Source organism: Geobacter hydrogenophilus (genome assembly GCF_018501225.1).
Lineage (GTDB): Bacteria > Desulfobacterota > Desulfuromonadia > Geobacterales > Geobacteraceae > Geobacter > Geobacter hydrogenophilus.
On sequence record NZ_JAHCZI010000004.1, the window covers coordinates 1 to 25,333 of the forward strand.

Consider the following 25,333-nt stretch of genomic DNA (forward strand, 5'->3'; position numbering starts at 1 on the left):
AGAGAGGGATACCATAGGTCCCAGGGTGGTACACTTTTCATTCCCGCTTTTGGGCCATTATTGCATTACCAGTGACACCAGACAGTGCCGTACTCAAAAATGCCATCGGCAACAATGGTCTGGTCCGGATTCTGCGCAATCCTCCAACCGCCGTCGGCGCTGCCGGTCACGGCAACGATATCACCAACCTCCGCTTCAGCAGGCAGGGTGATCACAGCCGCTTCAACCGCGTTGAAGGCGATATATCCGGTGTTGGGAACGGCCTGCTGGGCAGTCCCGTCCACAACTACCCAAGGGATGTTGATCGGGCTGGCGCCCAGCAGCGGCGACTCGGTTTCGCTCTGGGGATCATTATCCTTATCCGTCCCGCAGCCGGACAACAGCAAGACAACCATCACGGCACCAATTCCCACCATACGCAACAGCAGTCGCATCAGCATGGTCTCTCTCCCTTTGTGGTTTTGGTAAACCAGCAGTGCCTGGCTGTGATAACCAGGATTCTTGGGGAATATAATCGACTTAAGAACTGCTAATTCAAATGCAAGAACTGGCCCAATCCCGTATACAAACTTAATGAGCTAACGGCTTGCAGGATATCGTTCATCGAGGTGAGCTGACTTATCGTTAAAAGGATTCGTCCCATATTCTCGGAAAACAGCAAAAGGCGGCCATTTGGCCGCCTTTTTTATCAAGTATGCCCCGGAATTGCCCATGTAGTTCCCGGCAGAAGAAATTGTAGTTGTATTTCTGATCTGGTTATATATTATCTAGAATTGTAAAGATGTTATAACGAATTTGTGTATTTAGCAAAAAGGTCTAGTGAAGATGACGCAACCCACTTTTGTAGATATTCCGCTCAAACTTCCGCTTTTGTCGTTCGACTCTCCGCTCACGGATGTGATCATGGAATTGGAGCATCTGCGGCGACTGACCTTGAGTGGCGACACGCCAGCACCCGTATTTTACCAGTTGAAGCAGATCTTCCACCTGCTGGAAAGCCTCGGATCTGCCAGAATTGAGGGGAATCACACCACTCTGGCGGATTACATCGAAGCCAAAATTGCTGCCGAAGCGCCGCACGGCGAGCAGATCCGTGAAATAGAGAACATCGAGCGGGCCATGTCGTTTCTCGAAGAAGCCGTTGCCAAGGGGAGCCCCATTACCCATCAGTTCATTCGCGAGTTGCACGTCCTTACCGTTCAGGGCTTGGACCGTGAAGGGGACCGGACTCCCGGCGCATACAGGACCGGGTCAGTTGCCATTACCGGCGCGACTCATCTGCCGCCCGACGCTGTACGGGTACCAGACTACATGGAAGAATTGGTGGCGTTCATCAACCGTGACGACCCGCCCAAATACGATCTGCTGAAAGCGGCCCTTGCACACCACCGGTTTGCCTGGATTCACCCTTTCAGCAACGGCAACGGCCGGGTCGTACGCCTGCTCACCTATGCGCTGTTGATCAAATACGGCTTCAACGTGCTTGCAGGCGGACGCGTGCTTAATCCAACGGCCGTGTTCTGCAACGACCGGGAACGGTATTACGCCATGCTGTCGCTGGCCGACGGCGGGACTGACGACGGGATAGCCCAATGGTGCCTGTATGTGCTGGCGGGGATCAGGGACGAACTGGCAAAGGTGGACCAGCTGACCCGCTATGCAGTTCTCAAGGAACGGATTCTCTTCCCGGCTCTTGACTATAGCCGGACGCGCGGCCTGATCACCCGGACAGAAGAGATGGTGCTGCGCCGTGCCGCCGGGCTCGGCATGTTCAAGGCAAGTGATTTTGCGGAACTGTTTCCAGACCTTACCGAACGGCAACGAACCTATCAAATGAAGAAACTCGTCGACGCCCAAATGCTCCAGCCGGTCCGGCCCAACGCCCGGGTCTATACGATCAACTTCGTCAACAACGCCCTGATCCGGGCGGTCATGCGGATACTTGTCAGAGAAGGATTTGTGCCGGAACTGGATTGATGGAAATTGTGAACTGAAACACAAACGGCGGTGTATAGCCGCTTGTTATAATTAGGTATGCTATCCCCGGAACGCCCCCCATGATCGTGGAACCGGAGATCGGCGACTACGTCGTCATCGGCGGCACCGGCGCCTACTCCGAGAGCATGTCGCCGGAAAACTACAACTCCCACCGCAAGCCGGGGGCCGTCATGAAGACCAAAAACGGCGAGCTGGTGCTGATCCGGAAGAAGCAGGTACGGGAGCAGCTGACCCAGAACGAGCTGGACGTGAAGCTATAGTCCACCACCACATACGCTCCGGTAACAGCAAAGGCGGCCATTTGGCCGCCTTTTGAATTAAGTGTGCCATCCCCGAATTTCGTCCCCATCGTGGAAGACTTCCCCCGACTATGCCTAACTACCAAGACGGGGTCACATGAAAAATATTACAAACGTGGCTATTAATTCCTTTATCAGTCTGGCGCACCAAGTGAGACAAGAAGGCCTCTACCTCTATTAAACCTTTTGAAGTCAATCTTATTTTCCCAGATGGAGATTGTGTCCAAGGAAAAGCAGGAATCGAAAAGCCATGTGCAAAGCTGTGTCTTACTTTGAGAATTTGATTTAATCTTTCTTGCACGTGTACCGTTGCCATCCCTTTCGAAGGCCAAACCCAATCATTGATGGGATCGTACCCAGTATGTATCACAAGAAAATTACGAGAATTTTCCCAATTAGGTGTATTGAATTTCTTTAGTGCAACATCTGTAAGGTTTAAGAGTAAATTATGAACATGGTGATACTTTGTTAAGAGCGGATCCGTAGTAACACTGAAAAATTCTTTCACCAAATTATTGATATAAGCATCCCATGCCGCAACACTAGCAGCTAATGAGGCATGATAAAACGTTTGAGCGTTTGACTTAGAAGTAGAAGGTGATTGCCTTAATAACCTTGCCAACCCAATCTGGTAATTATATTTTAAAGCGGCGGACGATGGCATTAGAGACTATCAACAAGCTTGCCCAAAGAGGTTCTGTATTTATCTAATGGTTCCTGATTAATCTGAATTCGCTCTCCTATTAGCTTGTGTGGACCAGCTTTAAGTTTATGCAAAGAAGTCCCAGTCAAAGCTGATACAATACAGGCACTATGATAATCAGGAACTTCAATAAATTTTTTACTAGGAGCTTCCTTGGGTGAAGAAAAGAAGCTTCTGTGTTTTTCATAGATATCTTCCATAGTTTGTTTTATTGCTTTACTAACCGCTTTAAAGGCTTTACTGGCAGAACCCTCATAAAAAGTTACTCTATTGTTAACAAAAGTATGGAACTTAGGTATATCAACACCATCTTCTTTTGCTCTTTTAGAAAAATTTATTCTTGCATAAGTAGCAGTATGCGGGTCTCCTACTCCATAGAGAAGTGCAACTACATTTTCAATAGCACGTCGTGAGCTGTCATCTGCAGTAAATGGCACAACAAGATAATCAGAAGCGGCTATTGCAAGTTGGGTATAAACTGCAAAGCTTGGATTACAATCCAAAATAAAAAGCGTGTCTCTCTCACCACTTACCGTTTTAAGAGAAACTGTCAAATCCTTTACCCATGAAATAACCTGCTTCCAAGCATCCAGAGGTACTGCAAGCTGCGATGTCTGCCGAATTGCTTCGGCTAATATTTCAAGTAGATTATCGCCACAAATAAGTTTTAGATTTGATGGAATATTCTGGTTAAAATCATTTGGTGTTGTTACAAATGGTGTTACATCATCAATCATCTTGAACGGAGAACTCAATCTCGCCTCAAGATATCCAGCTATTGTAGCCCTAGGTTTTTTTTGAATCATAGTATTTAGGGCATTTGGACTTGTGAGGTAACCTCCAAGCAGAGTTTCTGAGCAATTTGCCTGAGGACATAAGTCGACAACATAAACGTCTGTGTCAGGATGTTTATGCGCATACTCAGAAGCAGCAACAAAGCATAGATAACTTTTTCCGACCCCACCTTTGTTGTTCCAAAATGAATAAGAGGCCATACCCCCTCCCGCTGTTTCTGATAAACGTTCTCGTCAATCGCAAAAGGCGGTCCTTTCGACCGCCTTTTGTCCATGGGCTACTTCAGATTCTTCTTTATCCTCTCCACAGCCTCAATCACATTCTCGCGATGGCCGAAGGCCGACAATCTAAAGAACCCTTCGCCGCTGGGGCCGAAGCCCGACCCCGGCGTCCCGACCACGTTGCACTCTTTCAGCAGTTTGTCGAAGAAGTCCCAGGAGCTCATGCCGCCGGGGGTCTTGAGCCAGATGTAGGGGGCGTTGACGCCGCCGTAGCAGGTGACGCCAGCGGTAGCCAGGCCCTCGCGGATGATCCGGGCGTTCTCCATGTAGTAGTCGATGATCTCCTTGTTCTGCTTCCACCCCTCGTCGGAGTAAACGGCGGCGGCAGCCTTCTGCACCGGGTAGGAGGCGCCGTTGAACTTGGTGGTGGTGCGGCGCAGCCAGAGCTTGTTGAAGCTGTACCGCTCGCCCGTCGCGGTGGTCCCCATGACCTCTTCCGGCACGACCACGAGGCCGCAGCGGACGCCGGTGAAGCCGGCGGTCTTGGAGAAGGAGCGGAACTCGATGGCGCACTTCTTGGCCCCTTCGATCTCGTAGATGGAGTGGGGGATTGCGGGATCGGTGATGAAGGCCTCGTAGGCGGCGTCGAAGAAGATGACGGCGTCGTTGGCGTTGGCGTAGTCCACCCACTTCTTCAGCTCGGCCTTTGTGGCAACAGTGCCGGTGGGGTTATTGGGGAAGCAGAGGTAGATGATGTCCACCTTCTCCGTGGGGAGCGACGGGATGAAGCCGTTGGCCTCGTTGCAGGGCATGTAGACGATCCCTTTGTAGTACCCCTTCTCGTCGGCATCGCCGGTGCGGCCGATCATGACGTTGGTGTCGTTGTAGACCGGGTAGACCGGGTCGCCGATGGCAACGACGTTGTCCAGAGCGAAGATATCGAGGATGTTGGCGCAGTCGCACTTGGAGCCGTCGGAGATGAACATCTCCTCGGTTTTGAGGTCAACGCCCAGGGGCTTGTAGGACTTCTCGATGATGGCGTTGATGAGCCAGTCATACCCCTGCTCCGGACCGTAGCCGGCGAAGTTGTCGATGGTGGCCAGATCGTCCACGGCCTCGTGAAACGCCTTGATGATGGCCGGGGCCAGGGGGCGGGTCACGTCGCCGATGCCGAGGCGAATGACCTTGGCATCGGGGTTAGCGGCGGAGAACTCCCGCACGCGGCGGCCGATCTCGGGGAAGAGGTAGCCGGCCTTGAGTTTCCGGTAGTTGTCGTTGATTTTTGCCATCTTCAGTAATTCCTCCAGATTCGTTTTTGTATAAAGGAAATGCCGCATGGAGCGGCAAATCGGGTTCAGGATTTTCGGTTTAACCTGCGGGATGTCGATTTTTAGCCAAGGTCAAGGCGTCAAGGAAGAGCACGGAGACGTAGCCGCGTAACGTTGCACACGCGATGACGCAGACAACGCCGAGATTGGCAAAAAGCGGCATTCCTCCTACCGAAGGCCCAAGACGTCCTGCATGTCGTACAGCCCCGGCGCCTTGCCCACCACCCACTGGGCGGCGCGGACGGAGCCGCGGGAGAACATGTCGCGGGTCATGGCACGGTGGCTGATCTCGATCCGCTCCCCCATGCCAATGAAGTAGACGGTGTGCTCGCCGACGATGTCGCCGCCCCGCACGGTCTGCATGCCGATCTCTTCTTTCGTCCGTTCGCCGCAGATCCCCTCGCGGTGGTAGTTGGCCACCTTGTTGTAGTCGCGGCCCAGGGCCTCGGCCACCACCTCCCCCATGCGGACGGCGGTGCCGGAGGGAGCGTCCTTCTTCTTGTTGTGGTGCAGTTCCACGATCTCCACGTCGAAGTCATCCCCCAAGGTCTTGGCCACATCCTTGAGGATCTTGAAGCAGACGTTGACCCCGACGCTCATGTTGGGGGCCAGCACCGCCGGGATATCCTTCGCAAGCTCGGCGGCCAGGGCCCGCTCCTCGGGGGTGAATCCGGTGGAGCCGATGACGATCGCCTTTTTCTTGAGGGCGCAGACCTCCAGATTCTTCAAGGAGACCTTGGGGGTGGTGAAGTCGATGAGGACGTCGCACCCTTCCACCACGGCGTTGAGATCGTCGGAGATGGCCACGCCCAGGGCGCCGCACCCGGCGATGAGGCCGGCATCCTGTCCCACCAGCTCGTGGCCCGGACGCTCCAGGGCGCCGGAGACGGTGCAGCCCGCCTCCCTGGCGGCAACGATGATCCTCTGGCCCATGCGGCCGGCGGCGCCGCAGACAGCGATTTTAGTCATGGGAAAACCCCTTTTTCACCACGGAGACACAGAGACACGGAGGTTTTCTCCTGCATTTCTCTGTGTCTCCGTGTCTCTGTGGTAGGTTTTGAATTTAAATCAGCTTGTATTCCTTCATGATAGTGGCCAGCTTCTCCTTGTTGGCCGCACCCATGGGGCACAACGGCAGCCGAACCTCGTCGGAGCACTTGCCCATGAGGCCCAGGGCGGTCTTCACCGGGATCGGGTTCGACTCGATAAACATGGCGTTGCCGATCTTGAGTGTGTGGAGGTGGAGCTGGCGGGCCTTTTCAAGGTCACCCGCGTAGAAGGCATCGGTCAGATCGGCCACGGCCTTGGGCATGATGTTGGCCAGCACCGAGATGACCCCCTTGGCGCCGCACGCCATCATGGGGAAGGTGATGAAGTCGTCACCGCAGAGGACGTCGATGTTGTCGCCGCAGAGGGCCAGGATCTCCGAGGCCTGCTGGAGCGAGCCGGTGGCCTCCTTGATAGCGACGATGTTCTTGTTCGGTGCCAGCCGTGCCACGGTCTCGGGGAGCATGTTGACCCCGGTGCGCCCCGGCACGTTGTAGAGAATCTGGGGAATCGCCACGGCGTCGGCAATGGCGGTGTAGTGGCGGACAAGACCCTCCTGGGTCGGCTTGTTGTAGTACGGGGTGACGAGGAGCACGCCGTCGGCCCCGGCCTCCTTGGCTTTCTGGGAGAGTTCGATGGCCTCCTGGGTGGAGTTGGAGCCGGTGCCAGCGATGACCGGAACCCGCTTGTTGACTTGGTTGATGACAGTCTTCACCACGTCCATGTGCTCGTCATAGTCCAGCGTCGACGCTTCGCCGGTGGTGCCGCAGGGGACGATGGCGTCGGTGCCGTTGGCGATCTGAAACTCAACGAGTTCCCGGAGCTTCTCGAAATCCACAGCGCCGTTATTGAACGGGGTGACGATGGCGACAATGCTTCCCTTAAACATGTGAAACCTCCGTTGTAGGGGCGATCCTTGTGATCGCCCGTTTTGCAAAGAATCTGTCAAATAATCCTTAGCTTCCTCTATGTATAAAAAGGTGTTTCATCGTCGCAGCGTAAATAAAAGTGCGTATTTTTACCACGGAAGGCGGAAAAAGTCAAAAACTTAGAGGTTTAAGGGCGCATCAAGAGCCAACGGATATGAACTCCCGTTAGGTTATTCCGGCTCTGCCAGCTTTCCCTGCGCTTCGTTGGAAACAGCCCCCTCCACGAGCTGACCGTCCACCTCTACGACAGCCCGCACCGTGTAGACGTAGGTGGCGCCTCGCTCCAGACGTAGGTCTTCGTACTGCCGGTCGCTGACCGGCGCCGGAGTAAGGAGGACGAGGGTCCCGACATCGTTGCCGCGCCGGCGATAGACGTAGGCGCCAGCGACCTTGCCGGCGGAAACAGGGGGGATTTCCCACTGGAGGAGCACCCCCGTGGCGCTGGCCGTGGCGGCAAGGCGTGGAGCCGGCGGGGCCGCAACCTTGGTAAGGCGTGCCCGGTTGGAGGCGCTGCTTTCGGTGCCGTCCTTCTTGAAGGAGATCACCTTGTACTGGTAGGTCACGCCATTGGTCACGTCCCCGTCGGCCAGGACGTAGCGGTTGTTGAAGAACCGCACGTCCTGCAGATAGTCGAGGTCAACGGTCTTGATGAGGGTGTAGGCGGTGGGGCACTCCTCGCAGTCCTGCCCCGACGGAAGCACCGGACGGCGATAGACCCTGAAGCCGGCCAGATCCTTCACCGGCCGCCCCCCCTCGTCCTTTGAGGGTGCGGGCCAGGAGACATAGAATGAGCCCTCCTTCTGCTCCACCGACAGGGCGCTGACCGGGGCCGGCACGAAGCTTTCGGGGGGGACCAGCGGACCCTTCTTGCCGCAGGCGGTGAGAAGGAGAAACCCGATCAGAACGAGATATCTGACTTTCATCGTCCCGCCTTGACCCGCTCGATCTCCCCCTTCACCCGCTCCAGGGCGGTGCCGCCGGTGGCGGCCCGGGCGTTGACCGATGCCTCCAGGGTGATGCAGTCGAAGATGTCCTCGCCGATTTTGTCCGAGAACCCCTTCCACTCCTCAAGGGTCAGGTCGGGGAGATCCTTGCCGTTGGCGATGCAGTAGGCCACGGTCTTCCCCACCACCTCGTGGGCGTCGCGGAACGGCATCCCCTTCCGGACCAGGTAGTCGGCCACATCGGTGGCGGTTGAGAACCCCTTGGCCGCCGCTGTCCGCATGTTGCCGGTGTTGATCCGCATCTCCCGCACCATGTCGGCAAAGATCTTGAGGCTCCCCTTCACGGTGTCTATGGTATCGAAAAGGGGCTCCTTGTCCTCCTGCATGTCCTTGTTGTAGGCCAGGGGCAAAGCCTTCATGACCGTGAGGAGCGCCATGAGGTTGCCGTAGACCCTGCCGGTTTTGCCCCGGACCAGCTCCGGTACGTCGGGGTTCTTCTTCTGGGGCATGATGGAGGAGCCGGTGCAGAAGGAATCGGTCAGCTCCACGAACTTGAACTCGCTGGTGGACCAGAGGATCAGCTCCTCGGAAAAGCGTGAGAGGTGCATCATGAGGATCGACGAGGCGGCCATGAACTCCAGGGCAAAGTCCCGGTCCGACACCGAGTCGAGGGAGTTGCGGGTCACCTGGGGGAAATCCAGGAGCTCGGCCACATGCTCCCGGTCGATGGGGAAGGTGGTCCCGGCCAGGGCACCGGCCCCCAGGGGAAGGACGTTCATGCGCCGGAGGCAGTCCTCCATCCGCCCCTTGTCCCGGGTGAACATCTCCACGTAGGCCATCATGTGGTGGGAGAAGAGAATCGGCTGGGCGGTCTGGAGATGGGTGTATCCCGGCATGATGACGCCGAGGTTGGTTTCCGCCTGATAGATGAGGGAATCCACGAGCAGGTCCAGGTAGGCGGATATCTCCACGATCTCGTCCCGGAGGTAGAGGCGGATGTCGACGGCCACCTGGTCGTTGCGGGAACGGCCGGTGTGGAGCCGCTTGCCGGCCTCGCCGATCTTCTCCGTGAGGCGCGCCTCGATGTTCATGTGGATGTCTTCCAGGCCCACGGAGAAGTCGAAGTTCCCCTCCTCGATCCGGGCGAGAATCCCCTGGAGACCGTGCACGATCTTCTCCACCTCGGCCATGGGGAGGATCCCCTGCTTGCCGAGCATGCGGGCATGGGCGATGGAGCCCCGGATGTCCTGGTGATAGAGCCGCTTGTCGAAGTCGATGGAGGCGGTGAACTCCTCGACGAAGGTATCGGTCGGCTCGGAAAAGCGGCCTCCCCAGAGTTTTTCGTGTGCCATGCTTGTCTCCTGGTGTGTTTGTTTACGATTCCTGACCGATTTCGAATCCCGCCACCATCTCATCCCCGGTCACCTTCACCCAGCCGCCGTCCCGTGACCAGCGCAAGATAGTGTGTACCTTGAGGGGGACCCGCGTGGTGCGGGGATCAATCTCATGGTGGAGCGGCAGGTTGAAGTAGTAGAGCCGGGTTCCCGTACCGAACCGAAGCCGGCAGACCGGTGCGCCGTCGAAATCGTCGGTTGCGAACTCCGAAAGCTGCACCGAAGCCAGGCGGTGGGTCCGGTTGATGACCACGGACGAGGCGCCGAATCCCTGCTCCTCGGGTGCATCCTCGATCCGCGTCTCGTCGGAACTGTTGCCAAAGACCGTGACCGTCTCCCGCACCCCCGGCGTATCCTCCAGGTACTCGCCGTAGAAGCCCGAGAGGACGTCGCGGTAGGCCCGGTGTTCCGGCTTCGGGTTGCACTGGACCACGAAGATGGTGTCCAGGGCCTGGCGGGTGGTGAAGTAGAGCTGGTTCGCGTGGTCGATGATCTGCCGGATGTTGGAGCTGTAAAGGTCCCGGTAGAGGTAGTCGAGGCAGATCAGGACCATGAAGTTGAAGCAGGAGGGGCGGCTCCGGAAGAGGTAGAAGTGGCGCCCCCGGTAGAGATCGTGGAACTTGTCCAGGAACTCCTCACCGTGGAAGGGGTGGCTCTTGGCCTCCAGGAAAACCCGGAGCTTTCCGTTCGCCTCCTTCACTGCCACGCAGCACCAGTTCACCGGCATTTCCAGCACGTCGCCCGAGTCGATGTCCCGGTCCACCAGCTCAATGGCCTCGGCATTGTCCTCCCGGAACCGCTCCAGCATCTCCCGGTAGGCCTTGAGGCTCACGTGCTCCACCCCGAACATGGTGACGGTGTTGGGGCGGAAGCGCCCGTCGATGAGGGAGAGCATCTCGTCGAAACGGGCAACAGGGACGTGGGTCTCGGGAAAGAGGAGGAAGTGGAGCTTCTTCAGGTTCCCCTCCCCGGCCGCCACCAGGTCGAGGGTCGAACGGACCATCTCCCACTGGCGGTCCGGCTCCACGATGGCGAAACCCTTCTCGGCCCGCCGCAGCCGGTTCGGCACCTGGGCGATCATGCAGTGGAGGTGGTGCCCCAGGGAGTATTCGAGATTCACCTTTTTGTCGATGATCTGGACCATTGGCGGCTTCCGTCGGGGAGCTTGACTTCCTTTGCCTGACGATAAAGGGCGCAGCAAGCACCGCCCCTACGTCACATTTCGCAGCTGCAGAGTTCCGGAAAAAGCTTGCCGAGGATGAAGCGGGTCCCCTGGGGCATCCTGTAGATTCCCAGCTCGCTGCGGGGAACCCAGCGGGCCTCCTCCACCTCGTCGAGGTTGTGGGCGATGTCGCAGTAAAGGGGACGGCAGAGGTAGTAGAGGATGATGAAGTGGTAGTTGTCATCCCCCGGCGTCACATGTTCGAAGACGTCGACAAGGCGATCCACCTCCACCTGGAGCCCCACCTCCTCCATCACCTCCCGCTGAAGCGCCGCGATGATCGGCTCCCCCAGGTCGATCTTCCCCCCCGGCATGACCCATTCGCCCTTGAAGGGGTCCACGTTCCGCTTGGTGAGGAGCACCTGGTTCTCATCGTCCACGATGACCGCCACGACGGAGGTGACGATGTGGTCTTTCTTGAATGTCTTATCGGCCATGGGATATGCAAAGGGACACGGCGGACCGTGTCCCTGCTGATCTTCCTGAAAACGCGATTTTTTCGCAAGGTCAAGGCGCTCAAGGAACTGTGCGGAGGCGTACTGGGCGTACGCCGCACAAGCAGTTTCGCAGGGCAACGCAGAGATTGCGGAAAAGGCGCGTTTTCTACTTTTTGCCCTGCATGAGCGCCCTGATCCGCAGCCGCAGGGAGTTGATCTTGATGAAGCCGGTGGCGTCGGCCTGGTTGAAGACCTGATCCTTCTCGAAGGTGGCGAAGTCAAGGTTGAAGAGGGAGTTGGTCTCGGACTTCCGCCCCACGGTCCGGCAGTGCCCCTTATAGAGCTTCACCCGGGCAACGCCGTTCACGCACTTCTGGGAGTCGTCGATAAGGGTCTGGAGCATCTCCCGCTCGGGGGAGAACCAGTAGCCGGAATAGACCTGGCGGGCGTACTCGGGGATGAGGGAGTCGCGGATCCGCATCACTTCACGGTCCATGGTGATCTGCTCCACGGCCGAGTGGGCTTCGCGGAGGATGGTGCCGCCGGGGGTTTCGTACACGCCCCGGGACTTCATCCCCACGGAGCGGTTCTCCAGGAGATCGACCCGGCCGATGCCGTGCTCGCCACCGATGTAGTTCAGGTGGGCCAGGAGCTGGGCCGGGCTCATCTTCTCGCCGTCAACCGCCACGGCGTTGCCGTTCTTGAATTCGATTTCCACGAACTGGGGCTTGTTGGGGGCCTTCTCCGGCGCCTTGGTCAGGACGTACATGTTCTCGGGGGGCTCGGCCCAGGTGTCCTCCAGAATGCCCCCCTCGAAGGAGATGTGGAGCATGTTGCGGTCCGAGGACCAGGGGCGCTTCTTGGTGACCGGGATCGGAATCCCGTTCTTCTTGGCGTAGTTGACCAGGGCCTGGCGGCTGTTGAGCTTCCACTCGCGCCACGGGACCACAACAGTGATGGCCGGGTCGAAGTGGTAGTAGGCCAGCTCGAAGCGGACCTGGTCGTTCCCCTTGCCAGTGGCGCCGTGGGAGACGGAGTCTGCACCCTCGATCTTCGCGATCTCCATCTGGCGCTTGGCGATGAGGGGGCGGGCGATGGAGGTGCCGAGGAGGTAGTGCCCCTCGTAGATGGCGTTGGCCCGGAACATGGGGAACACAAAGTCCCTGACGAACTCTTCTTTCAGGTCGTCGATGTAGACCTTGTCGGCGCCGGTGGCAAAGGCCTTGTCCCGGATCGGGGCCAGTTCGTCCCCCTGGCCCAGGTCAGCCGAAAAAGCGATGACCTCGCAGCCGTACTCGTTCTTGAGCCACTTGAGGATAATGGAGGTGTCGAGTCCGCCCGAGTAGGCAAGGACGATCTTCTTCACGTCTTTGTGCGCTTTGGCCATGTGGATCTCCTTTGGATGTAAATGGATTTCAATCCTTCTCTTATATTCCCTTGAATCCGTCCCTTATCCGCTTTGCCTTTTTCGGCATGGCGTAATAGAGAAATTCCATCTGCATTTCCAGCCGTTTGAGCTTCTGCACCGCCGGCCATTTCCGGTACTCTTCAATCTCTTCCCGGGTCCGGTAGTAAAAAAGCGGCGGATTATTCATTTTCCCATTCCTTTTCAATCTGCTTTAGATAATAGACATCAGCCAGATCTTTTGGCCTTCCGGCTTTTTCCTTCATCTCTATCAGGGTACTGACGGGAACCAGCGGCACGAATGTTGTTCCGGCCCTTATTTTCACACGGTTGTCGTATACCTTCGAGAAATCGAATGGCATCTCTATAAACACATCCAGCAGGATAAAGGGGTTTTTCGGGTCAAAGAAGCTGAAGACCTGCATCCCTTTGTCACGCATCCATTCCTGGCGTTTTTCCTGGCGGACAAATTCCTCTACAGGTACCGGCACCTTGGGTTTGAAACCCAATTCCTGCATCACCTCGACGAATTTGTCCAAATTATGCTGCTCGAGCTCAACAACAAGATCAATGTCGCCTGTGGACCGCTCTATGCCGTATAGGTTGACGGCCAGTCCTCCGGCAAGGAGGTACCGTACTTTCTTTCTGTTCAGTGCTGCGAAGAGGCTTAAGAAAGAGGTCACTACCTATGCCCCGCCCATCAACCGCGCCATAATGGCTTTCTGTACGTGGAGCCGGTTCTCGGCCTCGTCCCAGACGGCGGAGCGGGGGCCTTCGATGACGCTGTCGGTAATCTCTTCTCCCCGGTGGGCCGGGAGGCAGTGAAGGACCATGCAGTCGGGCTTTGCCAGGGCAACGAGGGCGTCGTCGAGGCAGTAGCCCTGGAACGCCACCTCCCGCTCCTTCTGCTCCTGCTCCTGCCCCATGCTGGCCCAGACGTCGGTGTTGATGACGTCGGCATCGCGCACCGCCTCCTCGGGGTCCTCGGTGATGGTAATGGACGACGTGGCCCGCTGTTGCGCCCAGTCCCAGACCTGCCGGTCGGGCTCGTACCCGGTGGGGCAGGCGAGGGTCAGGTCGAAGCCGAGGATGGCGGCGGCCTCGATCCAGGTATTGGCCATGTTGTTGCCGTCGCCGACCCAGGCATACTTCAGCCCCTCGTATTTCCCCTTGTGCTCCATGACCGTGAAGAGGTCGGCCATGATCTGGCAGGGATGGAAGAGATCGGTGAGGCCGTTGATGACCGGCACCGCAGAGTACCGGGCAAACTCCTCCACGATCTCCTGGCCGTAGGTGCGGATCATGACGCCGTCGCAGTAGCGGGCCATGACGCGGGCCGTATCCTTGATGGGCTCGCCCCGCCCCATCTGGGAGGTCCCCGAAGAGATGAAGAGGGGATGGGCCCCCAGTTGAGCGACCCCCACCTCGAAGGAGACACGGGTCCGGGTAGATGACTTCTCGAAGATGAGCGCTACGTTCTTCCCCTCCAGAAACCGGTGGGGGATACACTGCTTCTGCTTCTCCTTGAGCTCCCGCGTGAGGGTGAAGAGCCCGTCGAGCTCCTCTTTGGTGTACTGGTTGAGGGCGAGAAAGTGCCGGGTCATTGCGTCATCTCCTCCAGGATGCCGTCGAGGACGGCGATCATTGCATTCACTTCCTGCTTGGTCACCACAAGGGGCGGCACGAACCGGAGCACCCGGTCCTGGGCCACGTTGAGGAGGACGCCACGCTCCATCCCCTTGACCACGATGTCGCCCGCCGGAACGGAGAGTTCCATGCCGATCATGAGGCCGATGCCACGGACGTCGGTGATAAAGGAATACTTCTCCTTGAGCCTTTCAAGCTCGCCCACGAGGTACTCCCCCATCTCCTCGGCCCGGTTCAGGAGCCCCTCTTCCAGCACCGCACGGATGGCGGCGATGCCGGCGGCAGTGACCAGGGGGTTCCCCCCGAAGGTGGAGCCGTGGGTGCCGGGGGAGAAGGAGGCGGCGATCTCGTCCTTCGCCAGCATGGCGCCGATGGGGGCGCCGCCGGCCAGGGCCTTGGCAAGGGTCATGATGTCGGGGGCCACGTCGAAGTGCTCGTGGGCGAAGAGCCTGCCGGTCCTCCCGATCCCAACCTGCACCTCGTCGAAGATGAGCAGGAGGCCGTGGCGGTCGCAGATCTCCCGCACCCGCCGGAAGTAGTCGGCAGAGGGAACCACCACGCCTCCCTCTCCCTGGATCGGTTCCAGCATCACCGCGCAGGTCTGGGGGGTTACGGCCGCTTCCAGGGCATCAGCGTCATCGAACGGCACATAGGTGAAGCCGTGGAGGAGCGGATCGAAGAACTTCTGAACCTTCTCCTGGCCGGTGGCTGAGATGGTTGCCATGGTCCGGCCATGGAAGGAGGAAAGAGCAGTGATGATCCCGTAACGCTCGGCGCTGCCGCTCTTCTCCCGGGCGTACTTGCGGGCCAACTTGATGGCCGCCTCGTTGGCCTCGGCCCCGCTGTTGCAGAAAAAAGCCTTGTCGGCAAAGGAGTGGGTGCAGAGAAGCTCTGCCAGCTCGATCTGGTTCGGGATATTGTAGTAGTTGGAGCAGTGGATCATCTGGGCGGCCTGTTTCTGGAGCGCCGCCACCACCTTGGGATGGCAGTGCCCCAGGTTGTTCACGGCCACGCCGGCGAGAAAGTCCAGATACTCCTTCCCGTCCGCGTCCCAGAGCCGGCACCCTTCCCCCCGCACCGGCACCAGGGGGTACCGGCCGTAGGTCTTCATGATGTACTTGTCGCCCTTTGCTATCCAATCAGCAGATTTCATTCGCATTTCCTCCAAATTTTCGTCCCGTGGCACTGTTTTCCAACCCATGCCTATCGTCGGATCTCGGTCCCGACGCCGACGTCGGTGAAAATTTCGAGGAGAACCGCGTGGAGAACCCGGCCATCGATAATGGAGGCCTTCTTGACCCCCTCGTCGATGGCATCGACGCAGCAGGTGACCTTGGGAATCATCCCGCCGGTGATGACGCCGTCGTCGATGAGCCGCGGAACGTCATCCAGTACAATGCCGGGGATCAGCTCTCCCGCCTTGTCCTTGACCCCCTCCACGTCGGTGAGGAGGATCAGTTTCTCGGCCCTGAGTGCCCCGGCCACCCGGCCCGCCACGAGATCCGCGTTCACGTTGTAGCTTTCGCCGTCCTCCCCTACACCCACCGGGGCGATGACCGGGATGAACTTGCCGTGCTCCAGGGTCTGAATCAGTTCCTGGTTCACCCTGACCACGTCCCCCACGAAGCCGATGTCCACCTTCTCCAGGGAACCGTCGTCCTGCTTCACCTCCTGGAGGAGCTTCCGACAGAGGAGGAGACTGCCGTCCTTACCGGAGAGCCCCACGGCCCGGCCACCATGCTGGTTCAGGTACCCCACCACTTCCTTGTTGACCTGGCCGGTGAGAACCATCTCCACCACCTGCATGGTGGCGGCGTCGGTGACCCGCATCCCCCGCACGAATTCGGAGACGATACCGTAGCGTTTGAGGGTCTCGTTGATCTGGGGGCCACCGCCGTGAACCACGACGGTGTTGATGCCGAGGGATTTGAGGAGGATGACGTCGAGGGCGAAGGACTTCTTCAGGGCCTCGTCGGACATGGCGTGGCCGCCGTACTTGATAACGATGGTCTTGCCGGAGAAGCGCCGGATATAGGGGAGCGCCTCCATGAGGGTGTTGGCCTTTTCGATGAGATGCTGCACGCGGTTGAACCTCCCGTTCGTCGGAAAGTGGTGCCGGAAGGGGCTCAAGAAAGGTGCAACTATAGCAGATAGGGGGAAATAATCAATACGAAAGGCGGGTTTGCCCGCCTCCAGAGCGTGGGAAGACTCAGGGCGTGACGGATGAATGGAGGGGAAGAAGAACCGTAACGCGGGTTCCCTTTTCGGGCTCGCTTTCCACGGTGATGGTGCCGCCGTGAAGCTTGACAAACTCCCGGGCATAGAAAAGGCCGAGGCCGAAACCGCGAATCTGGCCGGCCCCCTCAAGGTCCACCTGATAGAACTTCTCGAAGATCTTCGGCAGTTCTTCCTTCGGGATCCCGATGCCTTCATCCTCCACGGTCAGGCGGCATGCAGAGTTGTCCTCACGCAGAGAGAAGGAGACTGTCCCCGTTTCGCGGGAAAACTTAAAGGCGTTGTCGATCACCTGGCCGATGGCAAAGGCGATCTTCTCCCGATCGAGGGGCAGGGGGGAGAGCTGCTCCAGATCAAAGGACGCAACGACGCCCGGCTTGGCAGTCGCCTCCTTGGAAGTGGCAACCAGGGGACGAATGATTTCAGGGAGGCTGCACGGCTCCAGGTGAAGCTCTTCCCCGGCGGCCATGAAGCGGCTGAAGACCAGGAGTTCGGCGACAAGGTTCTCAAGGTATCGGGACTGGCCGCAGATGAGTTTCAGGTTCTCGCGCGATTCAGGGTCGTCCGGATCGTAGACCCCGCTCGCCAGGTTCTGGAGAAAGAGGGAAATGGCGGTAATGGGGGTGCGAAACTTGTGTGATATGAGGGAGAGGAAGTTGCTCTTGAGCCGGTCCATGTTCCTGAGGTTGGCGAGTTCCTCCTTGAGGGCCTTCTTGTCCAGGGCCTTGTCCACCGCCGTCTTGAGCTGGAGGATGTTCAGGGGTTTGGTGATGAAGTCGTCGGCATCGGCCTTGAGGGCGTTGAGGATGATATCCTTCTCGGCATAGCCGGTCATGACGATGACCACGATGGTGGGTTCCAGTTCTTTCAGGCGGCGCAGGAGTTCGAGGCCGTTGATCTTCGGCATCATCACATCGGTGAGGATGACGTCGATCCCCCCCTTTTCAAAGAGCCGCAACGCCTCCTCGCCGTCGGCCGCCTGGAGCACCCGGTATCCCTTGAGGGCACGGACGCAGAGGTCGCGGATCACTGCCTCGTCGTCCACGACAAGGATCGTTTTGACATCCCGCTCAGCCTGGAATTTCGCCATTACGTCCATGGTGCTCCGCCCTCTCCTTCTCCTGTCGACCGCAGATCAGCCAATGAGACCGTACACCATGCCGAGGGCCTCGGCCAGCTTGTCGGGCTGGCTCCCCCCCGCCTGGGCCAGCTCCGGTTTGCCGCCGCCGCTACCGCCGATGACCGGCGCCAGCTGCCGAATGATGTCGCCGGCCTTGATGCGGTCCGACAGATCCTTCGTGACCGCCACGAGGAGATTGGCCCTGCCGTCCTTCCCGCACCCCAGGGCCACCACCCCGGAGCCGAGACGGTCCTTGAGGGTGTCGGCCAGCTCCCGAAGCTTTTTCGGATCGTCCACCTCCACAGTCGTGGCGAGGACCTTGACGCCGTTCACCTCCCGCGCATCCGCCAGGAGATCCCCAGAGCGGGCCGCGTTGAGCTGACCCTGGAGCGCCTCGATCTCCCGCTGCATCTCCCTCTGGCGGGCAAGGAGCTTCTGGAGCCGGTCGACGTTGTCTCCCCCCTCGGCTTTCATAAGGGAGGCGATCTGCCGCTTCTCCTCCTCCATTTCCTGGGTGTAGCGGAGCGCTCCCATGCCGGTCAGGGCCTCGATGCGCCGCACCCCGGCGGCGATCCCCGCCTCGGAGAGGATCTTGAAGGAGCCGATGTCGCCGGCGGCCCGGACGTGAGTGCCGCCGCAGAGCTCGGCGCTCACCTCTCCCACCTTGACCACCCGCACCCGGTCGCCGTACTTCTCGCCGAAGAGGGCCGTGGCGCCGCTCTCCATGGCCTCCTCGACGGCCATTTCCCGGGCGCGGACCCGATCGTTATCCATGACGAAGGCATTGACGATCTCCTCCACCCGCCGGATCTCCTCAGGGGTCATGGCGGCGAAGTGGGTGAAGTCGAAGCGGAGGCGGTCCGGGGCCACGAGCGATCCGGCCTGTTTCACGTGCTCGCCCAGCACCTGGCGAAGCGCCGTCTGGAGGAGGTGAGTGGCGGTGTGGTTCCGGGCCGTGGCGTCACGATCCACGGATGCCACCTTCAGGTCGCACGCCTCGCCGGTCTTCAGGGTCCCCTCGACAACGGTCCCCCGGTGGACGATGAGGTCGGGATAGGGGCGGATCGTGCCGGTCACCCGCACATGGGCCGAGCCGGTGGAAATGGTGCCGGTGTCACCGGCCTGGCCGCCGGACTCGCCGTAGAAGGGGGTCTTGTCGGTGATGATCTCCACCTCGTCCCCAGCCTTTGCCTCGGCAACCTCGGCCCCCTCCCGGAGGAGGCTGCTGATCGTTCCGTAGCTGCACTTCTCGTCGTAGCCGACAAAGGCGCTCCTGATTTCCCGGTTATGGAGGGTCTTGTGGATGGCGGCGATCCCCTCCTCTCCGGAACCCTTCCAGTGCTCCCGGGCCTGCTCCCGCTGACGCTCCATGCACGCCTCGAAGCCGGGCTCGTCAATGGAGAACCCTTCGGCCCGGACGATGTCGGCCGTGAGGTCCGTGGGGAAGCCGAAGGTGTCGTAGAGGCGGAAGAGGGTCTCGCCGGGAATCACCGTCTTCCCCTCACCCTTCAGTTGGTCCACGGCGTCGTTCAGGATGGCGAGGCCCCGGTCGAGAGTCTCGGCAAAGCGCTCCTCCTCGGCCCGGATCACCTTCTTGATATACTCCTCCCGCTCCAGGAGCTCCGGATAGGAGCCTCCCATCATCTCGTTCACTGCGTCCACGGTTCGGTAGAGGACCGGCTCGGCGAAGCCGAGCATCTTGGCGTGGCGGGCGGCTCTGCGCATGATCCGGCGCAGCACGTAGCCCCGCCCCTCGTTGGAGGGGAGGACGCCGTCGCAGATGAGGAAGGTGGTGGCCCGGGCGTGGTCGGCGATGACCCGCATGGAGACGTCGTCCTTCTCGCTGTCCCGGTAGCGTTTCCCCGAGAGGCGCTCCACGTGCCTGATGACCCCCTGGAGGAGGTCGGTGTCATAGTTGGATTTCACCCCCTGCATGACGGTGCAGATCCGCTCAAGCCCCATGCCGGTGTCGACGGAGGGCTTGGGGAGGGGGGTCATGGTGCCGTCGGCGGAGCGGTTGAACTGCATGAAGACGTTGTTCCAGATCTCCATGTAGCGGTCGCAGTCGCACCCCACGGCACAGTCGGGGCTGCCGCACCCCACCTCGGGGCCGTTGTCCCAGAAGATCTCGGAGCAGGGGCCGCAGGGGCCGGTATCCCCCATGGACCAGAAATTGTCCTTCTCGCCGAAACGGAAGATCCGCTCCCGGGGAACCCCCTCCTGGTGGTGCCAGATGTCGGCGGCCTCGTCGTCGTCGGTGTAGACCGTCACGTAGAGGCGGTCCTTGTCGAGCCCCAGGTCTTTGGTGAGGAACTCCCACGCATAGGCAATGGCCTCCTTCTTGAAGTAGTCCCCGAAGGAGAAGTTGCCGAGCATCTCGAAGAAGGTATGGTGCCGGGCCGTGCGCCCCACGTTCTCCAGGTCGTTGTGCTTGCCGCCGGCCCGCACGCACTTCTGGGAGCTGGTGGCCCGGTAGTACCCCCGGTCCTCCATGCCGAGAAAGCAGTCCTTGAACTGGTTCATGCCGGCATTGGCGAAGAGGAGGGTCGGGTCGTTGTGGGGGATGAGGAGGGAGCTGGGGACGACGGTATGTCCGCGGTCCTCGAAGAACTTCAGGAATCTGGCGCGTAGTTCGTTTCCGGTCATCGGGATCCTCTGTATTCAGGTTGAATTGGAATTAGATAAGCGTCATTCGTCGGCGGAAACCCGTAGGGCCTCCAGGATGGCTGAAAGGGGATAGCCGCGCCGCTGGAACCATCCGACCACCCGCCGCTTCTCCCGGAAATCGGCCACCGCCGGGTCGAAGGATGGGAACTTGCCGGCCAGCATCTCCCGGATGGCGCTGCGCGGGTCGTGCCCCTCGGTGGCCCGGGTAAGGGCCTCAGCAGCCAGGTCCCGGGGGATTCCCCTCCGAAGGAGCTCCCGGCTGAGCCGCGGCCCCACCATCCTGCCATCGGCCAGGGCCGATTCCGCGATCCGCTCGGCCAGGCGCCGGTCGTTGAGATACCCCAACTCCCGCAGGCGGTTCACGACGGACTCGATCTCGTCCTCGCCGATCCCCCGGCGCCGCAGTTTCAGGGCCAGTTCCGCCTCGCTCTGGTCGCGGCGGGAGAGGATGTCGAGGGCGCGGTTGAACCCGCTCCGCTCCTCCCCCATCTAAAACTTCTCGATCCCCTCGGCGGGCGTTTCTCCGGCGGCGGCAGGGGGGGCCTCGTCGTGGACGAAGTCGTCCCACGTGCTGTCGGAAGTCGACGAGATGCCCGACACCTTGAGGGCGAAATCGTCCGGGTTGGTGGACTGCCGGAGCGCCTCCTCGTAGGTGATGAGCTTGCCGGTGTAAAGCTGCATGAGGGACTGGTCGAAGGTCTGCATCCCGTAGGTGGTGAACCCCTGGGCGATGGCCTCGGGGAGGAGCTTCGTCTTGTCCTTGTCGTCGATGTATTCCTTGATCCGGGCGGTGCCGATCATGATCTCCACGGCCGGGACCCGCCCCTTGCCGTCGGCCCGGGGGACGAGCCGCTGGGAGATGACCCCCTTGATGACCCCCGAGAGCTGGAGCCGGATCTGGCGCTGATGGAAGGGGGGGAAGACGGAGATGATCCGGTTGATGGTTTCGGCGGCATCCAGGGTGTGGAGGGTCGACATGACCAGGTGCCCGGTCTCGGCCGCGTGCATGGCGGTCTCGATGGTCTCCAGGTCCCGCATCTCCCCCACGAGGACCACGTCGGGGTCCTGGCGCAGGGCCCCCTTCAGGGCGGTGGAGAAAGAGAGGGTGTCAAACCCCACCTCCCGCTGGGAGAGGATGCTCTTCTTGTCGCGATGGAGGAACTCCACCGGATCCTCGACGGTGATGATGTTGCAGGTCCGGTGCTCGTTGATGTAGTCGATCATGGCGGCCAGGGTCGTGGACTTGCCGCTCCCCGTGGTGCCGGTGACGAGGAGGAGGCCCCGCTCTTCCAGGGCGAGCTTCTTGATGACCGGCGGGAGGTTCAGGTTCTCCATGGAGGGGATGCCGAAGGGAATGGAACGGAAGACCATGGCCACGGTCCCCCGCTGGGAGTAGACGCTCACCCGGAAGCGGCCGAGGCCCGGCACGCCGTAGGCCACGTCGCACTCGTAGTGCTCCTCGAAGAGCTTTTTCTGCCGCTCGTTCATGATGGCCAAGGCCATGCCGCGCACCTGGTCGGGAGCCAGGCGCGGCGCGTTGGGGATCGGCCGCAGCCGCCCGTCGATCCGGACCACCGGCGGAAGCCCCGTCTTGATGTGAATGTCGGAGGCCTTGGCCTTGACCGCTATGGAGAGGATGTCATTGAGTTCCATGGCCTATGCCGCCTCTTCCTTCCCCCCTTTGCGGGGAATGCCAGCCGTCTCGTAGATCTTGTCCTCGATCTCGGCCACCATCTCGGGATGCTCCTTGAGGAAGTTCCGGGAGTTCTCGCGCCCCTGGCCGATCCGGTCGGATCCGTAGGAGAACCAGGCGCCGCTCTTGTCGATGATCTTGCGGTCCACGGCCAGGTCGAGGAGATCCCCCAGGCGGGATATCCCCTCGCCGTAGTAGATGTCGAACTCCACTTCCTTGAAGGGGGGGGCCACCTTGTTCTTCACCACCTTCACCTTGGTGCGGGAACCGACCACCGCATCCCCCTGCTTGAGGGTGGCGATCTTGCGGATGTCGAGGCGGACCGAGGCGTAGAACTTGAGGGCGTTGCCGCCGGTGGTGGTCTCGGGGCTGCCGAACATGACACCGATCTTCATCCGGATCTGGTTGATGAAAATGACGCAGCAGTTGGACTTGGAGATGATGCCGGTGAGCTTGCGCAGGGCCTGGGACATGAGGCGGGCCTGGAGCCCCACGTGGGAGTCTCCCATCTCCCCCTCGATCTCGGCCTTGGGAACCAGGGCCGCCACCGAGTCGATGACGAGGACATCCACGGCGCCGCTGCGCACGAGCATCTCGGCGATCTCCAGGGCCTGCTCCCCCGTGTCGGGCTGGGAGACCAGGAGATCGTCGGTCCGAACACCCAGCTTGCGGGCATAGCCGATGTCGAGGGCGTGCTCGGCATCGACGAAGGCCGCGATGCCGCCCAGCTTCTGGGCCTCGGCGGCGATGTGGAGGGCGAGGGTCGTCTTGCCCGACGACTCGGGGCCGTAGATCTCGATGACCCGCCCCCGGGGGACGCCACCGACCCCCAGGGCGATATCCAGGGAGAGGGCGCCGGTGGGGATGGCGTCGATGTCCGGCAGGGCCTCGTCGGCACCCAGCCGCATGATGGCGCCCTTGCCGAACTGCTTCTCTATCTGGCTCAGTGCCAGCTCAATCGCCTTCTCGCGTTCCTGGGTCACGGAATTCCTCCTCTGGGGTCGTCGGCAGGGCGGAAAATCGCCCCTGACCGGTATAGTTGAACAGAGATAGCACAGGTGTTTCGTCTTTTTCAACGGGTATCTTCGGGACCTGCGCCACCGCCGCGGCGGTTATCCGCCCCCCTCATCGGGAAGGTCGTCATGGGAAAGGGAAATGCCGGCTCCGGAGAGGGGAAGTTGGGGCTGGCAGTCACTCTCCTCCAGGGGGAGAAGCACGAAGAAGGCGCTGCCGAGACGACCATCGGAACTTTCCCCCGGACTCTCGACCCAGACCATGCCGCCGTGGGCTTCCACCATCCCCTTGACGATGGCGAGCCCCAGCCCGGTCCCCTTACCTTGGAACTTGCTCTTGCCGCTGGAGTGATGACGGATATCACCCACCTCGTAGAACTTGTCGAAGATCTTCACCTGCTCATCATGACTCACGCCGATGCCGCTGTCCCGGACCTCCACCTCCAGGTAGCAGTGGGCACCCGACTGAGCAAGGAACCGGGAATTGAACCGGTTGAGGATGTCTCCCCTCGGCGAGAGCCTATCCCTGTCCACAATCCGGGCGTCAACCATGATGGTACCGCCGTCGGGGGTGAATTTGATGGAATTTTCCAGCAGCTCGGTGAAGATATCCCTGAAGCACTCCCGGTCGCCGTTGCAGTGGGGAAGCCTCTCCAGGTTGGCGAAGGAAATCGTGAGGTCCCGTTCGGCCCGCAGGGGTTCCAGCGCCTCAAGAACCTCTTCGAAAACTTGGGAAATGTGGAGGGTCGAGCGGGTGACCGGAGTGCTGTTGGCCTCCAGCTTCGCCACCTTGAGGATATCGCTGACGATCTCGGAAAGGCGCTCTCCCCCCTGATTGATCATGTCAAGGACCCGGCGGGCATCGTTTCCGATCTGGAAGGAGGGGGACGAGAGGAGAAACTCGGTGCCGCTGATGATGCTCGTCAGGGGGGTGCGGAACTCGTGGGAAATCATGCCGAGGAAGTTGGATTTCATCCGGTCGATCCGCTCCAGTTCCTGGTTGGCCCGTTCCACGAGCATCAGGTTGGTGCGGAGCCGGTGCTGGGAGAAGGAGAGTTCGTGGCTGCTCCGCTCCAGGAGTCGGAGGGACCCCATGAGCTCATCGCTCTTCCACTTGAGCTCATCGAAGAGGCGGGCGTTGTCGATCACGATCCCCACCTGGCCGGCAATGGAAAGCAAGAGGGCCACCTCGTCATCCCCGAAGCGACGCTCCTTCCTGTACAGGAGGTACATGACGCCGGCAACGCGGTTGCGGGCCGAGAGGGGAACCCCGACGAATCCCTTCCACCCCTGGACGGCCGGCGACGAGCCGAAACGGCACTCCGTTTCCAGGTTCGCCAGGATGCGGCTGGTGCCGGAGTCGGCGATCCGCTCCAAAGGGCCTTCCTCATCCCGCCGGGCAAGGAGGAACCGGAGTTGCTCGGGAACGTTGATGGAGGCCGTGGGCCTCAGCTTCCCGTCCTGATTGCGAAGATGTATCCCGCCGCCATCGGCGCCGAAGGCCTCGATGGTCTCGCGAAGCGTCACGTCGAGCACCGTCTCCAGCTCTGTCTCCTGGTTGGCCCGGGTAATGATGCCGACGAGGGTGGAGAGTTCCCGGTTGCGCTGGCGGACCTCCCGTTCGGCCCGGTGCCTGAAGGTGATGTCGCGAACCACGGCGTGAACCACCTTCTCGTCCCCCAGGTCGATGAGACGGGCATCGACCTGGCCCAGAAAGCACTCCCCACCCTTGCGACGGAAAGTGATCCCGTCGGAGCGTCCCCTCCCCCGCCGAGCCACCCGGTGAACGAGGGAGATGAATTTCTCCTGGTCCTCCTCAAGGACCAGGTCCTTCCCCCGCAACGGCGTCATCTCCTCCTTGTCGTAGCCGAAGAGTTCGGTTCCGCGGCGATTCACCTCCACCAGCATCCCCGTATCGGCATTGAAGACGAAAATGGCCGTACCCGCCCCCTCCATGAGACTGCGGTAACGGCGCGCGGTCTTGTCCAGTTCCCGCTGGACCTGCATCAGTTCCTTGACATGGGCCAGGGCCTCCTCGCTCTTCATGCGGCGATAGCTTACGGCCATGAATATGAAGCAGAGCATGAGAAAGACGAGAACATGGGGGAGAACGCCGAAGATGGAGGCGTTATGTATGCGGTAGGCGACGAACGTGCCGACAAGCCCCAGGAAGAGAAGAACGGCGCCCCCCCAGCCGACAACGAGGCATATCCGATGGTTTGGTGAAGACATGACT

General features: G+C 60.2%; 24 protein-coding genes. 2 read left to right on the plus strand and 22 right to left on the minus strand.

Going from position 1 to position 25,333, the window contains the following annotated elements; genetic code table 11:
- Positions 1–65: 65 nt before the first annotated feature.
- Positions 66–440, minus strand: a complete 375-nt coding sequence (locus KI811_RS08260; RefSeq protein WP_214186002.1) for a hypothetical protein — start codon at positions 438–440, stop codon at positions 66–68.
- A gap of 463 nt (positions 441–903) precedes the next feature.
- Between KI811_RS08260 and KI811_RS08265 the strand changes: the two genes are divergently transcribed.
- Complete coding sequence (locus KI811_RS08265; protein ID WP_214186003.1) at positions 904–1,977, plus strand: Fic family protein; 1,074 nt, start codon at positions 904–906, stop codon at positions 1,975–1,977.
- An 80-nt stretch (positions 1,978–2,057) separates the two neighbouring features.
- On the plus strand, positions 2,058–2,258 hold the full coding sequence (locus KI811_RS08270) for a hypothetical protein (protein ID WP_246551581.1): 201 nt from the start codon (positions 2,058–2,060) through the stop codon (positions 2,256–2,258).
- A 118-nt stretch (positions 2,259–2,376) separates the two neighbouring features.
- On the opposite strand, the gene KI811_RS08275 is transcribed toward KI811_RS08270, so the two are convergent.
- From KI811_RS08275 to KI811_RS08375, 21 genes are all read right to left on the minus strand, one after another.
- Positions 2,377–2,961 carry a HEPN domain-containing protein gene (locus KI811_RS08275; protein WP_214186004.1) on the minus strand — a complete coding sequence of 195 codons (585 nt, stop codon included), beginning with the start codon at positions 2,959–2,961 and terminating at the stop codon, positions 2,377–2,379.
- The gene (locus KI811_RS08280) at positions 2,961–3,995 is read right to left on the minus strand and encodes a ParA family protein (protein ID WP_214186005.1); all 1,035 of its coding nucleotides are present in this window, start codon (positions 3,993–3,995) and stop codon (positions 2,961–2,963) included. The genes KI811_RS08275 and KI811_RS08280 overlap by 1 nt, the downstream gene beginning before the upstream one ends.
- A 77-nt stretch (positions 3,996–4,072) precedes the next feature.
- A complete protein-coding gene (locus tag KI811_RS08285; RefSeq protein ID WP_214186006.1) occupies positions 4,073–5,305 on the minus strand; it encodes an LL-diaminopimelate aminotransferase in 1,233 nt (410 codons plus the stop codon).
- A gap of 207 nt (positions 5,306–5,512) precedes the next feature.
- The gene (dapB, locus tag KI811_RS08290) at positions 5,513–6,313 is read right to left on the minus strand and encodes a 4-hydroxy-tetrahydrodipicolinate reductase (RefSeq protein ID WP_214186007.1); all 801 of its coding nucleotides are present in this window, start codon (positions 6,311–6,313) and stop codon (positions 5,513–5,515) included.
- 94 nt (positions 6,314–6,407) lie between these two features.
- Entirely contained in the window at positions 6,408–7,280 is an 873-nt protein-coding gene (gene dapA / locus KI811_RS08295; protein WP_214186008.1) for a 4-hydroxy-tetrahydrodipicolinate synthase, read from the minus strand.
- A gap of 210 nt (positions 7,281–7,490) precedes the next feature.
- Positions 7,491–8,243: an LPS translocon maturation chaperone LptM gene (lptM, locus tag KI811_RS08300; protein WP_214186009.1), complete on the minus strand. Its 753-nt coding sequence runs from the start codon at positions 8,241–8,243 to the stop codon at positions 7,491–7,493.
- The gene (gene argH, locus KI811_RS08305) at positions 8,240–9,616 is read right to left on the minus strand and encodes an argininosuccinate lyase (RefSeq protein ID WP_214186010.1); all 1,377 of its coding nucleotides are present in this window, start codon (positions 9,614–9,616) and stop codon (positions 8,240–8,242) included. The genes lptM and argH overlap by 4 nt, the downstream gene beginning before the upstream one ends.
- A 22-nt stretch (positions 9,617–9,638) precedes the next feature.
- Complete coding sequence (locus KI811_RS08310) at positions 9,639–10,802, minus strand: hypothetical protein (protein ID WP_214186011.1); 1,164 nt, start codon at positions 10,800–10,802, stop codon at positions 9,639–9,641.
- Positions 10,803–10,873: 71 nt separating this feature from the next.
- Entirely contained in the window at positions 10,874–11,317 is a 444-nt protein-coding gene (locus KI811_RS08315) for an NUDIX domain-containing protein (RefSeq protein WP_214186012.1), read from the minus strand.
- A gap of 166 nt (positions 11,318–11,483) precedes the next feature.
- Positions 11,484–12,704 (minus strand): argininosuccinate synthase, encoded by a 1,221-nt coding sequence (locus tag KI811_RS08320; RefSeq protein ID WP_214186013.1) that lies wholly within the window; start codon positions 12,702–12,704, stop codon positions 11,484–11,486.
- A 40-nt stretch (positions 12,705–12,744) separates the two neighbouring features.
- Entirely contained in the window at positions 12,745–12,912 is a 168-nt protein-coding gene (locus tag KI811_RS08325) for a hypothetical protein (protein WP_214186014.1), read from the minus strand.
- Entirely contained in the window at positions 12,905–13,405 is a 501-nt protein-coding gene (locus KI811_RS08330; protein WP_214186015.1) for a nucleotidyl transferase AbiEii/AbiGii toxin family protein, read from the minus strand. The genes KI811_RS08325 and KI811_RS08330 overlap by 8 nt, the downstream gene beginning before the upstream one ends.
- A 3-nt stretch (positions 13,406–13,408) precedes the next feature.
- Positions 13,409–14,326 (minus strand): ornithine carbamoyltransferase, encoded by a 918-nt coding sequence (gene argF, locus KI811_RS08335; protein WP_214186016.1) that lies wholly within the window; start codon positions 14,324–14,326, stop codon positions 13,409–13,411.
- Positions 14,323–15,522, minus strand: a complete 1,200-nt coding sequence (locus KI811_RS08340; RefSeq protein WP_214186017.1) for an acetylornithine transaminase — start codon at positions 15,520–15,522, stop codon at positions 14,323–14,325. The genes argF and KI811_RS08340 overlap by 4 nt, the downstream gene beginning before the upstream one ends.
- A 50-nt stretch (positions 15,523–15,572) precedes the next feature.
- On the minus strand, positions 15,573–16,451 hold the full coding sequence (gene argB / locus KI811_RS08345; protein ID WP_214186018.1) for an acetylglutamate kinase: 879 nt from the start codon (positions 16,449–16,451) through the stop codon (positions 15,573–15,575).
- 127 nt (positions 16,452–16,578) lie between these two features.
- Positions 16,579–17,703, minus strand: a complete 1,125-nt coding sequence (locus tag KI811_RS08350) for a hybrid sensor histidine kinase/response regulator (protein ID WP_214186019.1) — start codon at positions 17,701–17,703, stop codon at positions 16,579–16,581.
- A gap of 36 nt (positions 17,704–17,739) precedes the next feature.
- Complete coding sequence (gene alaS, locus KI811_RS08355) at positions 17,740–20,370, minus strand: alanine--tRNA ligase (protein ID WP_214186020.1); 2,631 nt, start codon at positions 20,368–20,370, stop codon at positions 17,740–17,742.
- Between the two features lie 42 nt (positions 20,371–20,412).
- Positions 20,413–20,880 (minus strand): regulatory protein RecX, encoded by a 468-nt coding sequence (locus KI811_RS08360; protein ID WP_214186021.1) that lies wholly within the window; start codon positions 20,878–20,880, stop codon positions 20,413–20,415.
- Positions 20,881–22,044 carry a type IV pilus twitching motility protein PilT gene (locus tag KI811_RS08365; protein ID WP_214186022.1) on the minus strand — a complete coding sequence of 388 codons (1,164 nt, stop codon included), beginning with the start codon at positions 22,042–22,044 and terminating at the stop codon, positions 20,881–20,883. It abuts the gene before it with no gap.
- Between the two features lie 3 nt (positions 22,045–22,047).
- A complete protein-coding gene (recA, locus tag KI811_RS08370; protein WP_214186023.1) occupies positions 22,048–23,067 on the minus strand; it encodes a recombinase RecA in 1,020 nt (339 codons plus the stop codon).
- Between the two features lie 129 nt (positions 23,068–23,196).
- Positions 23,197–25,329, minus strand: coding sequence for a sensor histidine kinase (locus tag KI811_RS08375; RefSeq protein ID WP_214186024.1), 2,133 nt, complete (start codon positions 25,327–25,329; stop codon positions 23,197–23,199).
- Positions 25,330–25,333 lie beyond the last annotated feature (4 nt).

Bases quoted from the DNA above. Each gene is read 5' to 3' on its own strand.
- KI811_RS08260 (WP_214186002.1), bottom strand. From the start codon at position 440: ATGCTGATGCGACTGCTGTTGCGTATGGTGGGAATTGGTGCCGTGATG.
- KI811_RS08265 (WP_214186003.1), top strand. From the start codon at position 904: ATGGAATTGGAGCATCTGCGGCGACTGACCTTGAGTGGCGACACGCCA.
- KI811_RS08270 (WP_246551581.1), top strand. From the start codon at position 2,058: ATGATCGTGGAACCGGAGATCGGCGACTACGTCGTCATCGGCGGCACC.
- KI811_RS08275 (WP_214186004.1), bottom strand. From the start codon at position 2,961: ATGCCATCGTCCGCCGCTTTAAAATATAATTACCAGATTGGGTTGGCA.
- KI811_RS08280 (WP_214186005.1), bottom strand. From the start codon at position 3,995: ATGGCCTCTTATTCATTTTGGAACAACAAAGGTGGGGTCGGAAAAAGT.
- KI811_RS08285 (WP_214186006.1), bottom strand. From the start codon at position 5,305: ATGGCAAAAATCAACGACAACTACCGGAAACTCAAGGCCGGCTACCTC.
- dapB (WP_214186007.1), bottom strand. From the start codon at position 6,313: ATGACTAAAATCGCTGTCTGCGGCGCCGCCGGCCGCATGGGCCAGAGG.
- dapA (WP_214186008.1), bottom strand. From the start codon at position 7,280: ATGTTTAAGGGAAGCATTGTCGCCATCGTCACCCCGTTCAATAACGGC.
- lptM (WP_214186009.1), bottom strand. From the start codon at position 8,243: ATGAAAGTCAGATATCTCGTTCTGATCGGGTTTCTCCTTCTCACCGCC.
- argH (WP_214186010.1), bottom strand. From the start codon at position 9,616: ATGGCACACGAAAAACTCTGGGGAGGCCGCTTTTCCGAGCCGACCGAT.
- KI811_RS08310 (WP_214186011.1), bottom strand. From the start codon at position 10,802: ATGGTCCAGATCATCGACAAAAAGGTGAATCTCGAATACTCCCTGGGG.
- KI811_RS08315 (WP_214186012.1), bottom strand. From the start codon at position 11,317: ATGGCCGATAAGACATTCAAGAAAGACCACATCGTCACCTCCGTCGTG.
- KI811_RS08320 (WP_214186013.1), bottom strand. From the start codon at position 12,704: ATGGCCAAAGCGCACAAAGACGTGAAGAAGATCGTCCTTGCCTACTCG.
- KI811_RS08325 (WP_214186014.1), bottom strand. From the start codon at position 12,912: ATGAATAATCCGCCGCTTTTTTACTACCGGACCCGGGAAGAGATTGAA.
- argF (WP_214186016.1), bottom strand. From the start codon at position 14,326: ATGACCCGGCACTTTCTCGCCCTCAACCAGTACACCAAAGAGGAGCTC.
- KI811_RS08340 (WP_214186017.1), bottom strand. From the start codon at position 15,522: ATGAAATCTGCTGATTGGATAGCAAAGGGCGACAAGTACATCATGAAG.
- KI811_RS08350 (WP_214186019.1), bottom strand. From the start codon at position 17,703: ATGGACGTAATGGCGAAATTCCAGGCTGAGCGGGATGTCAAAACGATC.
- alaS (WP_214186020.1), bottom strand. From the start codon at position 20,370: ATGACCGGAAACGAACTACGCGCCAGATTCCTGAAGTTCTTCGAGGAC.
- KI811_RS08360 (WP_214186021.1), bottom strand. From the start codon at position 20,880: ATGGGGGAGGAGCGGAGCGGGTTCAACCGCGCCCTCGACATCCTCTCC.
- KI811_RS08365 (WP_214186022.1), bottom strand. From the start codon at position 22,044: ATGGAACTCAATGACATCCTCTCCATAGCGGTCAAGGCCAAGGCCTCC.
- KI811_RS08375 (WP_214186024.1), bottom strand. From the start codon at position 25,329: ATGTCTTCACCAAACCATCGGATATGCCTCGTTGTCGGCTGGGGGGGC.